Here is an 11,371-nt window from a genome sequence, read left to right as displayed (position 1 = left end):
AGGCCGCAGGCAGCGGCGGCCTCCCGGTCGGCGGAACCGGCCTCTCCCGAAGCGGACGGAGTCCGCCACGAAGCGGACGGTGAGGGGTCGGGCCGTCGTGGCTTGAGCCAGTCAAGGGGCGGGGTCGGCGGTCGGCAGGCGCCCTCCCAGGCCGCCGCCAGGTCGACGCGTCCGGTGGCGTTCCGGTGGGCGGACGGCAGTCGGAGCCGGAAGCAGATCACGTCGCCGATCTCCGTGACGCCCACCGCCGTGACGTCGTAGAGGTCGGCCTCACCGAACGCCTCGACGCTGACGCCGTACGAGGGTGCCTGCCAGCCGCCCCCTTCGATGACGGCGTCCCGGATCAGCTCCTCGATCCGTTCGGCGGGCACGTCGCCCTCCGGGAGGGCGTCCGGATCGGACTCCAGGGCACGGGCCGCGGTGAGCGCCGCGCGCTCCAGCTCGTCGTCGTTCCACGTCGTCCTGTCGTGCCACACGACGAGGAGGACGAGAAGGGCGAGCGCCACGCCCGCGGCGACTTTCCTGACCGCGGGGCTGCGGTGGTCGGGAAGGTGGCGGCCCGGCCCGGTCCCACCGCGGACCGGGATGCCTGCGAAGCCTCGCTCGGGTTCGTCCTGCACGGCCCCACGCTATGAGCCGGTACCGCGGCCACCCCAGGCACCGCGGGCGAACAGCCGGCGAACACGGCGGGAACGCAGGCCCGTTGGCCGCGGCGCCAGGCCCCGCGCGGGCCGGGGCGTCAGGGGCCGGTGCCCACCGCGGCGTCAGTTCCCGGGGCCGGCCGGGTCGGTGTACTGCGGGCCCTGGCCGGCGACCCTGTCGGTCACGTCCACGGTGCTCGCGGCGTCCGGCGCGGAGACGTCGACCTCGGTCCCGAAGTCGGACAGCTCCAGAACCGTCCTGATCGTGCCGCCCTGCGGCGACTGGCCCCCGGTCGACGGAACGGTCACGTCGACCTGCTGGCGACGGACCCGGCCCTCGTCGTCGAGCCACACCTCCATCGGCACCGACTCGCCCAGCTGCTGCGTGAGTTGCCGTTCGGTGGAGGCGTCGCCGGCGGCGAGAGCGCGCACGTCGACGGTGACCTCGTAGTGCGTGGTGTTGACGCCTGCCACCTTCTCGGAGCCGACCTTGCCGGCGCTGTCCTCGGAGAGCGCCTTCAGATAGTCGAGGGAGTCGGCCGGGTTGGGCGTCACGCTGTTGCCGCCGCCCGCCTCGCCCTGCAGCTTCTCCAGGTCGATCCTGATCCAGCTCTTGCCGTCCGGCATCCCGCCGCGCTGCTCCTCTGGCGGCTTCTGGTAGAGCACGGTGTCGACGATGCGCTGCTCCATGCGCTGTCCTTCGGGCCCGATCCTCATGGTGCTGGTGCCGTCACGCAGGTTGATCCGCCCGTCACCCTCGACGGTCTGCTTCCGGCCCTCCATGTTGATGTCCACCGTGAGCTTCAGCTCCGCGGTTTCGGCCTCCAGCGTCTTCTGGTGGGCGGCCGTCACCGCCTGCCCGGCCGCCCGGTCCCGCGGCGTGGACGAGGCGGTGGTGTCCGCCGCGTCGCCGGAGCCGTCACCACCGCCGCAGCCGGCCAGCAGCACCCCGGAGGCCACTCCGGCGACGACGGCCGTTCCGATCCGGTTGCCGCGTGACGCACGCTGCACTGCACCCACTCCTCGACTCGACCCGGTGCTGGCTGTCCTGGGTGAACGAACACGGGCCCGCCGCCGTGCCCGGTATGCCCCGCCTCATGCCGCCCGGCCGGCAACAGCCGGCCAGGCGCTCGGTCCACGGCCGCCGGGGCTCCCCGGGCTCCTCGGCCGAGGGCCCCGACCCCGCTCAGCGCTTCCGGCCGCCCTCACCGCGCCTGCGCTGCCGGACGGACCACGCGTAGCGGTGCACCAGAATCCTGACCAGCACCAGGGCGGCCAGGATGCCGAGCAGTACCAGCAGTTTCATCGCGGCCCGCCGGGGCGGTCCTGCAGCGACGCGGCGTCCGTGTTCCGGGCGGCGACCAGGGGCGTCGGTGACAGGTCGCTCACCTCCTCGTCCGGCTCCAGCAGGGTGTCGGCGGCTCCCACGATGAGCGGGTCGGGCTTGCCGACGGCTTCCGGGTCCTTGGCCGTGTAGTCGAACCGCGACAGCACGTGCCGCATGGCTTCGAGCCGGCCGCGCTTCTTGTCGTTGTTCTTGACGACCGTCCACGGCGCGTAGGAGGTGTCGGTGGCCCGGAACATGTCGACCTTGGCGTGCGTGTAGGCGTCCCACAGGTCCAGGGAGGCGAGGTCGGTGTCGGACAGCTTCCACTGCCGGACCGGGTCGACCTGCCGTTTGGCGAACCGGGTGCGCTGCTCGGAGCGGGAGACGGAGAACCACAGTTTGATCAGGTGGATGCCGTCGTCGGTGAGCAGGCGCTCGAAGAGCGGCGCCTGCCTGAGGAACAACGCGACCTGCTCCGGCGTGCTGAAGCCCATCACCTTCTCGACGCCTGCCCGGTTGTACCAGGAGCGGTCGAAGAAGACGATCTCCCCGGCGGCCGGCAGGTGTGCCGCGTACCGCTGGAAGTACCACTGCCCGGCCTCCCGCTCGGTGGGCTTCTCCAGCGCCACCACCCGGGCGCCCCGCGGGTTGAGGCGTTCGGTGAACCGCTGGATCGTGCCGCCCTTGCCCGCGGCGTCCCGGCCCTCGCAGACGACCACGATGCGCTGCCCTGTCTCCTTGGCCCAGCGCTGGAGCTTCAGCAGTTCGATCTGGAGCACACGCTTGCCGCGCTCGTACTCCTTGCGCTTGACCTTGTGGTCGTAGGGGTGGTTCTCGCGCCAGGTGGCCGGGGCGTTGCCGTCGGCGTCGCGGAGGGTGGGTTGCTCGGGGTTGCGGTCGTCCACGGTCAGACCGTCCAGCAGGCGCTCTTCGCCGTTCCTGTCGGCACTCACATGGTCTCCCGGGGTTCGTCGGCGGGGCAGCGGCCGGCCCGGCCGGTACTCGATGGTCTCAGAAACGGCCGCCAGGGGCGGTGACCGGATGCGGGGGAACGGCAACCGCCTGCCTCCGGGGACACCGGTGGGCAGGCGGTTGCGGCGGGTCGTGTCGCGAGCCGGCGGGTGGAGGACGGTGAGGACGCGGGCCCGGTCTCACGCGTGGGGGCTCGCGGTGGAACGCGGTCCCGAGTCGTTCCCGAGCGCCTCGGCCAGGTCGGCGGCCACCCTGAAGACGCCGGTGACACCGGTGACCTCGAAGAGCCGCAGGATCTGCGGGTGCAGCGGGCCTGCCAGGGTGAGGTCCACCTCGCCGCGTGCTCCGAGCAGCAGGTTGAGGATGCTGGAGTCCGCGAAGGTGACCGCGGACAGGTCGAACACGACCCGTCTCCCCTCCTCCACCGCGCTGGCGAGAGCTTGCCGGGCCTGCGGCTCGGTGTCCACGTCCATTTCGCCGGCCAGCACGATGACCGTGGTGCCGCCGTGCCGGTACGTGGACGCGGGGAGCGGCTCGCCGGAATCAACCTGCTGGTGAAAAGTTGTCATACGGCAACCTTTCCATGGATTCGAACGGCGACACACGTTCCGGGGCGTCGCGTCGGTCACCCGCCGGCACTTGCGCGCACCTGACGGGCCCCTCCGACCAGCCGATACGCGGAGTACCTCGATCGGAGGCAAGCAAACACATCCGCCCACCACTTTTTTGAGTTCTTTTGGCGGGCCACCTCAGCGCACCCGATAAGGCACTCCAAGCAATGAACTGTCACGATCCGTCACGAATGTGCTACTTCGAGCGAGGAGCCCCGCACGGGAACGCCGTCGAACGGCTCGCCGCGACAGGGTGCGACCCGCCTTCACCCGCAGCGACCTGCCTTTCGCGCGCATACCGGCCCGCTTTTCGACAGCCGGGAAAAATAAATGTTTGTCGCGGCGAATCCCGGTCATCCGTAGGGATGTCCGCAGCCTCGAATGTGCAAGGAGCTGAACGTCGTGACTTCCGATGAGAAGAAGAAGTCCAAGGTCGAACAGGCCAAGGGGAAGGTCAAGGAGACCACCGGCCGCGCCCTGGGCAACGAGGAAATGACGGCCGAGGGCCGCGCGGAGCAGACCAAGGGCGACGCCCGTCAGGCCAAGGAAAAGGGCAAGGACGTCTTCAAGCAGTGACCTCCCGGACAGCCGCGCGAGGCGGCAGTCCGGAGCACTGACACGGTCGGGAGACTCGACGGACCGTTCGACCGAACGGGCCCGTCGGGTCTCCCGGGCCTTGCCACTGCCCCACGCCGCCCAAAAGGTCCCCGCGGCGCTTTGTCCGCATTGATGACATGCACCTGCCATCGAACAGCCCGCACGCCCCCTGGCGTGTGCGGCCCCGTTGACAGGCGCATCGGCCCCACCGACAAAAGAAGATCTATGAAATGTCGTGTGCATGACTCTCAGGAGTGAGGGCATACGACCGCTCGGAGGTAATTACTATGGTTCCCCTGCTCATCGTTCTTCTGCTCGCCCTGATTCTCTTCGGCGCCGGATTCGCCGTGGAGATCCTGTGGTGGATAGCCCTGGCGGTCCTGGTCGTCTGGCTTCTGGGCTTTGTGGTGCGTCCGGCTACGAGTGGCGGTAAGCGTGGCCGCTGGTACCGCTGGTAATAAGGGGTACTGACGCAAAAAGGGGCCGGTGGGCGCTACTCAGCGCCCACCGGCCCCTTCGTCTTTTTCAGCGCCATCAGTGGCGGACCCGGAACGGGACGAGGCCCGCCCCTGCCCCCGCTCTCCGGCAGAGGGCGACTCCCCCTCAGGCGGGGTGGTCCTCCGCCAGCCGGGCCTCCAGCCGCAGCAGACCGCCCCTGATCATGCGGCCGTATCCGTCGTCCCCCAGCGCCTCCGCCGCGGCCGTCCCGCACCGCACGTGATGCCTGGCCTGTTCAAGTTCACCCAGCTTCCGATGCACTTCGGCGAGATTGAGGTGCAGCGAGGGGTAGAACGCGGCGACCGGGCCCGGCGCCCCCGCCTGCCGGGCCTGCTCGTCCGTGACCGCGCCCGCCGCCCGCAACGCGCGCCTGTCCCAGCGCAGTTCCTCCCTCAGGTCGTCCTGGACGTCCGCCATCGCGTGGGCCAACGCACAGCGGTGCAGGGCGTTGTCCGCGACCGAGACCGTCTCCCAGAGGGCGGCCAGCGCCTCCCGGGCCGCCGCGCGCTCACCGCGCTGCCCCAGCTCCACACCCCGGCCGATCGCCGCCATCGTCGCGTCGGCACCCACCCCGGCGTCCGCGTCCGCGTCCGCACCTCCGCCCGTGCTCCCGCCTGCGCCCGTGTCCGTGCCCGTCACTGTCCGCCGATCCCCCTTGTGGTGCGGTGCGTGTGCTCCTGCGGAAGGTATCGGCGGCCGCTGACAGCCGACGCCGGTCCCCAGCCGGTCACCAGATGGCGGCGGCCCACTCGGGGTGGTCGACGAACGGGTTGCGGTTGTTCTGGTACCGGTCGTGGATGACGTTGTTGCGGCGCTTCTCAAAGGCGTCCGGCGGGTCCGTCTCGTGCCACTGCATGAGCACCGAGAGCCGGCCCATCAGCGGGGTCGAGCCGTTGCTCACCCGGTCGTTGAGCTCCAGGTCGGCGAAGCCGTCGCCCCCCTCGTAGCGCACGGCCATGTAGAGGATCATGCGGGCGACGTCGCCCTTGACCTCGTCCCGGGGCTCGAAGGAGTCGCCGTCGGTGCGGTTGCCGGGCGCTCCGGAGACCGGGCTGCCGCCGTCGTCGAAGTCCTTGTTGCCGCGTATGCCGTTCACGGCCACGTCGGTGGGGCGCAGATGGTGCAGGTCGGTGCCCGGTCCGGTCGCCGTGCCGAAGTTCCCGTGGGACTTGGCCCAGACGTGCTCCCGGTTCCAGTCGCCCGAGCCGCCTCCGTTGCTGTTCTTGCTCTGCGACCGGCCGGAGTAGAGCAGGACGACGTTGGCGGAGTCGGCCGGGTCCTCGTCGGTGGCCTTCAGCGCGTCCCAGACCTGGCGGTAGGAGAGGGTCCGCTGCTCGCTGATGATGGTGTGCAGCGCGCTCCTCAGCTGCCGGCCCGTCTTGCCGACCGCGTCGCGGTAGTACGTCTCGTCCAGGGCCGACGTGGTTTCGGCGGCCGAGGATCCGGCAGCGTCCGCAGCCGCCACCGGGGATGAACGTTTCGCCTCACCGGTCGGGCCGTCGGGCGCGGCGATGGCGGGGGCCTGGAGGGCCAGGCCGGCGAGCAGCAGGCCCGCCGCGGTGAAGGTCAGGGGCTTCCAACGGCCGGCGCGAGGCTCGTGCATGGGGGGGTGTCCTCTCCCGAGTGACGCGCGTAGCTCCGCGAGCAGGCCGCAGTGCCACACGGTGGCATGAACTCGACAGCTTTGAGCGTGACACGGCCGGATACTGCCTCGCGTGAACGCGGCGCGCCGATTCGGTGACGGGCCGGTGGAAAGCCGGGTCCGCCCACGGGAGAGGGGGTTCGGGAGAAGGGAGCGCCGGGTGGGGGGGCTCAGGAGGACGCGGGGGCCGGGGCTCCCTGCACGCCGTGCAGGGCGTCACCGCTGCCGAGCTGACTGCGCGTCACGACGCTCATGCTGCCGTCGGTCTCCAGCACCACCGCGGCGACCTCCTCCAGCCCGCCGACGCCCTGCGTCCGGAGTGCCTGCCGCAGCTCGTCCGGGGTGACCCGCTGGCGAGTCATCGCCTCGAGCTGCATCCGCCCGTCGTACAGCAGCAGCGTCGGCTGTGCCTTGAGCAGCCGCCGCACCCCGCGGGAGCGCACCGACAGCCAGGCGCTGACGAACTGGAGGGACACCAGTAGCCCCAGGGCCAGGGCGCCCTCCAGCAGTGCGACGTCCCGGCTCAGCAGGATGGTCGCGAAGGTCGAACCGAGGGCGACGGTGACCACCAGGTCGAACGCGTTCAGCTTGGACAGCGCCCGTTTGCCGGAGAACCGCACCGCCGCGATCAGCACCACGTACGCCATCGCCGCCATGGCGACCACTCGGCCTGCTTCGTTCCAGGAGTCGAAGAACATGCCCCACGGCTACCCGCTCGACCGCGCCCGTCACGTGCGGATCGCACACGGCACCCGCCCGGCCCCCCACACGCTCGGTCCCCGCGCGCACGGCCGCCCCCGCAGACACCCGCCGGTCCCCCGGAGGCGGCGTGGTCCGGCCCCCCGGCGCCCGGCGAACTGCTCGCCGGGTCCCGCCGATTGGCGCCATCCACGTGCGCTGCGCGCCACCCTGTGGTTGGGTGATCGCCGTCACAGTTCCCTCCTCGGGAAGGCAGTGGTGAGGTGCGGGGGAAGCAGACCGGGCTGGCGCTCCGGATAGGCGTGCTCTGCGCGGTGCTGGTACTCGCCGCCGCCGGCGGTTGGCGGCTGCTGAGCGGGGGCTCGGACGAGCAGCGCGCCATCGTGGTCGGCACGACCGGCGAGGTCAGCTCGCTCGACCCCGCGGGGGCCTACGACGCCGCTTCCTGGGCGCTGTACAGCAACGTCTACCAGTCGCTGCTGACCTTTCCACCGGGCTCGGCGACGCCCGTACCGGACGCTGCCGAGCGCTGCTCCTTCGTCGGCAGCGGGCTGCTCACCTACCGCTGCACGCTGCGGGAGGGGCTGGAGTTCAGCAACGGGCGCCCGATGACCGTGGAGGACGTGCGCTTCTCCTTCGAGCGCATTCTCGGCATCGGGCACGAGCAGGGCCCGTCCCCGCTGTTCGACGCCCTCCGGGAGGTCCGGACCGAGGGCCGCACGGTGGAGTTCCGGCTGAAGACCCCCGACGCCACCTTCCCCCTCAAAATCGCCGGCGGGGCCGCCGCCATCGTGGACAGCGACCAGTACGACGAGAACGAGATCCGCACGGAGGAGCGGGTCGACGGCTCCGGGCCGTTCGTGCTGGCGGAGTACCGCAAGGGCCGCCTCGCGCGGCTGCTGCCCAACCCCGGCTACCAGGGGGCCCAGGACCGTCCGCGCCAACCGGTGACGATCCGCTGGTTCACCACCTCCGAGGAACTGGCCGAGGCCTGGAGCAAGGGTGAGGTGCACGTCAACAACGGCCAGATGCCGCCCTCGGCGCTCGCCGAGCTGGACGCCTCCGACCCGGAGGTGGACGTCTCCGAACAGGCCGGCGCAGACATCCGGATGACCGTCTTCAACACCCGTGAGGGCTCGGCCACCGCGCCGCGCGCCGTCCGGCAGGCCCTCGCCGCGCTGGTCGACCGGCAGCGGCTGAGCCGGCAGGTGCACCAGAACACCGTGGAGCCGCTGTACTCGCTGATCCCGCAGGGCATGACCGGGCACGGCACCCCGTTCTTCGACCTCCACCAGGAGCCCGACCGGGCGGCGGCCGTGGCGCTGCTGGCCCAGGCCGGCATCGAGACCCCGGTGCGGTTCCAGCTGGCGTACTCCCGGGGTTCGGTCACCGACGCGGAGGCGCGGGAGCTGAAGCGGCAGTGGGAGCAGTCCGGCCTGTTCGAGGTCGAGACCAGGAAGTACGAGTGGGCGGACTTCCTCAAGGGCTTCGCGGCGGGCGAGTTCGACGCCTACTGCCTGGGCTGGGTACCGGACTTCCCCGATCCGGACACGTACACGGCCGCGCTGGTGGGGAGCGACAACTCGCTGCACAACGGCTACCGCAGCAAGCGGGTGGACTCCCTCATCGCGGCCACCCAGCGCAGCCGGAGCCGCAGCCGGATGATGGAGGAGTTCCGGACGATCCACCTGGAGGTGGCGCGGGACGTGCCGATCCTGCCGCTGTGGCAGAAGAAGGACTACGTGCTGAGCGATCCCGAGGTGGCGGGCACCCAGTACCTGTCGGACAACAGCGGGATGTGGCGGCTGTGGAAGCTGGAGTGGCTGTGAACCCCCGGGGCGGCGGCGGGGTGCGCGTCCGGCCCCTCGTACGCCTGGGGGGCGGCGGCGGGCGTGTGCGTCCGACTGGCTGAGAACGTCCCCCACAAGGACGCAGCCCGTCACCGGGAAGGCCTCCACCGGTGACCACTTCGCAGGTGAGGCGGTACGTTTCGTACGTGCCGATGACTCCTCATACTGTCGCTTGTTTCATCGCCCGTCCGGCGGTGGCCGCTGCGGTGCTGCTCCCCGTCCTGCTCGCCGGCGTCACCCCGGCACACGCCGACAAGGCCGAGCGGGCGCAGCCCGAGCCGCCGCGGCAGATGTCCACCGTGGGCGGCGAGCGGCTCGGCAGGCCGGGCACGCAGGTGCAGCCGCTGCCCGCGTCGAAGGCACCGGAACTGCCCGGGGGTCTGACGGCCCGCGCCTGGATCGTCGCCGACTCGGAGACCGGTGACGTCTACGCCGCGCACAACGCGCACTGGCGGCTGCCGCCCGCGTCCACCCTGAAGATGCTGTTCGCCGACACCCTGCTGCCGAAGTTCGACAAGGACACCCACTACCTGGTGCTGCCCGAGGACCTCGCCGGCATGGGCGCGGGCAGCAGCGCGGTGGGCGTGAAGGAGGACTACTCCTACCAGGTGCACGACCTGTGGAACGGCGTGTTCCTCAGCTCGGGCAACGACGCGGTGCACGTGCTGGCCGCGATGAACGGCGGCATGGCGGAGACGGTCCGTCAGATGAACGAGCGTGCCCGGGAGCTGGGCGCGGACGACACCCACGTGGTGAGCCCCGACGGCTACGACGCGGAGGGGCAGCACAGCTCGGCCTACGACCTGACCCTGATCGCCCGGTCCGGCATGCAGAAACCCGACTTCCGCGACTACGCGGCGACCGTCCGCGCCGAGTTCCCCGGCGGCGGCAGCGAGAAGAAGCGCGAGCACTACCAGATCCAGACCACCAACCGGCTGCTGATCGGCGACTGGGGGCTGAAGCCCTACCGCGGACTGGCCGGCATCAAGAACGGCTACACCAGCAAGGCCGGCTACACCTTCACCGGAGTCGCCGAACGGGACGGACGCAAGCTGCTGGTGACGGTCATGCACCCGGACGAGGACGAGGGCCGCAACCAGGTCTACAAGGAGACGGCGAAGCTCTTCGACTGGGGCTTCGCCGCCGCCGGCAAGGTCACCCCGGTGGGTGAGCTCGTGCCACCCGTCTCGGTGCGGGAGGAGGCACGGGAGAAGGTGCGGGCGGCGGGCAGCGGCAGAAGCGGCGCGAACGCGCCGGCCGGACCGGGTGAGCAGAACCTCGCGTCCGGTCGGCAGGAGTCGGGCGGCGTGGGCACGGCACTCGGGTTGACCGGCGCGGTGCTGGTCGCGCTGGGCGTCGTGGGCGTCGTGGTGCGCCGGAGCCGGCCCGCGGCAGCCGGGCTCAGCCGGCCGGAACGGCCTTCCCGTCAGGACCGGCAGTAGTGCCCGGCCGGGGCGCCGGCCCGGTCTTCCCGGCGTTCTCAGCGTTCTCGGCGTTCTCGGCGTTCTCAGCGTTCTCAGCGTTCTCAGCGTTCTCAGCGTTCTCAGCGTTCTCAGTGTCGGTGTCGTCCCCGGCGTCGCGGTGCTCGGTGGCCGTCCAGGCGGCGCAGAACAGCAGCAGCTTCGCCATGAAGTTGATCCAGATGAGCAGGGCGATGGGCACTCCGAAGGCGCCGTACATGCTCTTGCCGGCGACACCGGTCAGGTAGCCGCCGAGCAGCAGCTTGAGCAGTTCGAAGCCGACCGCGCCGATCACCGCGGCCACCACCAGGGCGCGGCGGCCGGGGGCGACGCCGGGCACCCGGGTGAGCACGTAGGCCAGCAGCAGGAAGTCCACCACCAGGGCGGCGGCGACCGGCAGCAGCCGCAGCAGCAGCCAGCCGACCGCCCCGCTGTGCTCGATGCCGAGCCGGTCCGTCGTCCACTCGACCGCGCCGACCGCGAACGTCGAGCCGGCCAGCGACAGCACCCCCACCGCGCCGAGACCGGCCAGCACTCCGAGGTCCTTCAGCTTGGCCAGGGCGAAGTTGACCTCCTCGTCCGGCAGCAGCCACACCTCACGCAGGCACTCCCGCAGCGAACGCACCCAGTTCAGGCCGGTGAAGAGCAGCAGCACACCCGCGATCAGACCGACCGTGCCGGCGTTGTCGACGAACGACTGGAGTCCGACCTGCTCGGAGATGCCCGGGACCTGGTCGCTCATCCACTCCTGCGCGTCCTCGATCTGCCGCTCCGACAGGAACGCGGCACCGACGGCCGCCGCCAGCGCGAGCATCGGGAAGACGGAGAGAAAACTGATGAAGGTGATCGCCGCGGACAGCCGCGCCCAGTGCGCCGCCTCCAGGCGCTCGTAGGCACGCCACAGGTGGGTCCGCATCAGGCGGACGAGCAAGGGACCGATGACGGGCTGCCGGATCAACCACTCCATGCGACCGTTTCTACCCGCTCGCCTCCCTTCCACCGCCCGCGACAGGCCGCGGTCCCGCCGACCGCGGAGGGACGGGCGCAGCGCGCCGGGGCCGCCGAGGCCCGGCG

12 protein-coding genes are annotated in these 11,371 nt (G+C 71.2%); 4 read left to right on the top strand and 8 right to left on the bottom strand.

The window, feature by feature from the left end; genetic code table 11:
* From ACYVE9_RS06895 to ACYVE9_RS06880, 4 genes are all read right to left on the bottom strand, one after another.
* Positions 1–620, bottom strand: a 620-nt coding sequence (locus ACYVE9_RS06895; protein WP_461026835.1) for a hypothetical protein, incomplete at its 3' end; no start/stop codon positions are given.
* 144 nt (positions 621–764) lie between these two features.
* A complete protein-coding gene (locus ACYVE9_RS06890; RefSeq protein ID WP_461026834.1) occupies positions 765–1,652 on the bottom strand; it encodes a LolA-like protein in 888 nt (295 codons plus the stop codon).
* Between the two features lie 291 nt (positions 1,653–1,943).
* Positions 1,944–2,921 (bottom strand): polyphosphate kinase 2, encoded by a 978-nt coding sequence (ppk2, locus tag ACYVE9_RS06885; protein ID WP_461026833.1) that lies wholly within the window; start codon positions 2,919–2,921, stop codon positions 1,944–1,946.
* A gap of 198 nt (positions 2,922–3,119) precedes the next feature.
* Positions 3,120–3,509, bottom strand: a complete 390-nt coding sequence (locus tag ACYVE9_RS06880; RefSeq protein ID WP_461026832.1) for an STAS domain-containing protein — start codon at positions 3,507–3,509, stop codon at positions 3,120–3,122.
* 423 nt (positions 3,510–3,932) lie between these two features.
* Between ACYVE9_RS06880 and ACYVE9_RS06875 the strand changes: the two genes are divergently transcribed.
* Positions 3,933–4,127: a CsbD family protein gene (locus ACYVE9_RS06875; protein ID WP_461026831.1), complete on the top strand. Its 195-nt coding sequence runs from the start codon at positions 3,933–3,935 to the stop codon at positions 4,125–4,127.
* A gap of 308 nt (positions 4,128–4,435) precedes the next feature.
* On the top strand, positions 4,436–4,606 hold the full coding sequence (locus ACYVE9_RS06870; protein ID WP_461026830.1) for a hydrophobic protein: 171 nt from the start codon (positions 4,436–4,438) through the stop codon (positions 4,604–4,606).
* A 145-nt stretch (positions 4,607–4,751) separates the two neighbouring features.
* Here the strand turns inward: ACYVE9_RS06870 and ACYVE9_RS06865 are convergent, their stop codons facing one another.
* The 3 genes from ACYVE9_RS06865 to ACYVE9_RS06855 form a co-directional block, all read right to left on the bottom strand.
* On the bottom strand, positions 4,752–5,285 hold the full coding sequence (locus ACYVE9_RS06865) for a hypothetical protein (RefSeq protein WP_461026829.1): 534 nt from the start codon (positions 5,283–5,285) through the stop codon (positions 4,752–4,754).
* An 88-nt stretch (positions 5,286–5,373) separates the two neighbouring features.
* The gene (locus ACYVE9_RS06860; protein ID WP_461026828.1) at positions 5,374–6,249 is read right to left on the bottom strand and encodes an endonuclease I family protein; all 876 of its coding nucleotides are present in this window, start codon (positions 6,247–6,249) and stop codon (positions 5,374–5,376) included.
* Between the two features lie 209 nt (positions 6,250–6,458).
* Positions 6,459–6,986: a DUF421 domain-containing protein gene (locus ACYVE9_RS06855; protein ID WP_461026827.1), complete on the bottom strand. Its 528-nt coding sequence runs from the start codon at positions 6,984–6,986 to the stop codon at positions 6,459–6,461.
* Between the two features lie 264 nt (positions 6,987–7,250).
* On the opposite strand from ACYVE9_RS06855, the gene ACYVE9_RS06850 reads away from it, so the two are divergent.
* Both ACYVE9_RS06850 and ACYVE9_RS06845 read left to right on the top strand, forming a co-directional pair.
* Positions 7,251–8,816, top strand: coding sequence for an ABC transporter substrate-binding protein (locus ACYVE9_RS06850; protein WP_461026826.1), 1,566 nt, complete (start codon positions 7,251–7,253; stop codon positions 8,814–8,816).
* A 173-nt stretch (positions 8,817–8,989) separates the two neighbouring features.
* On the top strand, positions 8,990–10,279 hold the full coding sequence (locus tag ACYVE9_RS06845) for a D-alanyl-D-alanine carboxypeptidase family protein (RefSeq protein ID WP_461026825.1): 1,290 nt from the start codon (positions 8,990–8,992) through the stop codon (positions 10,277–10,279).
* On the opposite strand, the gene ACYVE9_RS06840 is transcribed toward ACYVE9_RS06845, so the two are convergent.
* Positions 10,239–11,264 (bottom strand): YihY/virulence factor BrkB family protein, encoded by a 1,026-nt coding sequence (locus tag ACYVE9_RS06840; protein WP_461026824.1) that lies wholly within the window; start codon positions 11,262–11,264, stop codon positions 10,239–10,241. The two genes, ACYVE9_RS06845 and ACYVE9_RS06840, sit on opposite strands and share 41 nt — an antisense overlap.
* Between the last annotated feature and the right edge of the window lie 107 nt (positions 11,265–11,371).

The organism is Streptomyces sparsus (assembly GCF_054776295.1).
The sequence above is the reverse complement of the archived record's forward strand: the minus strand, read 5'-3'. Positions and strand labels throughout refer to the sequence as shown.

Coding starts and splice junctions, on each gene's coding strand:
- ACYVE9_RS06875 (WP_461026831.1), top strand. CDS start 3,933: ATGTGCAAGGAGCTGAACGTCGTGACTTCCGATGAGAAGAAGAAGTCC.
- ACYVE9_RS06860 (WP_461026828.1), bottom strand. CDS start 6,249: ATGCACGAGCCTCGCGCCGGCCGTTGGAAGCCCCTGACCTTCACCGCG.
- ACYVE9_RS06855 (WP_461026827.1), bottom strand. CDS start 6,986: ATGTTCTTCGACTCCTGGAACGAAGCAGGCCGAGTGGTCGCCATGGCG.
- ACYVE9_RS06840 (WP_461026824.1), bottom strand. CDS start 11,264: ATGGAGTGGTTGATCCGGCAGCCCGTCATCGGTCCCTTGCTCGTCCGC.
- ACYVE9_RS06870 (WP_461026830.1), top strand. CDS start 4,436: ATGGTTCCCCTGCTCATCGTTCTTCTGCTCGCCCTGATTCTCTTCGGC.
- ACYVE9_RS06845 (WP_461026825.1), top strand. CDS start 8,990: ATGACTCCTCATACTGTCGCTTGTTTCATCGCCCGTCCGGCGGTGGCC.
- ACYVE9_RS06880 (WP_461026832.1), bottom strand. CDS start 3,509: ATGACAACTTTTCACCAGCAGGTTGATTCCGGCGAGCCGCTCCCCGCG.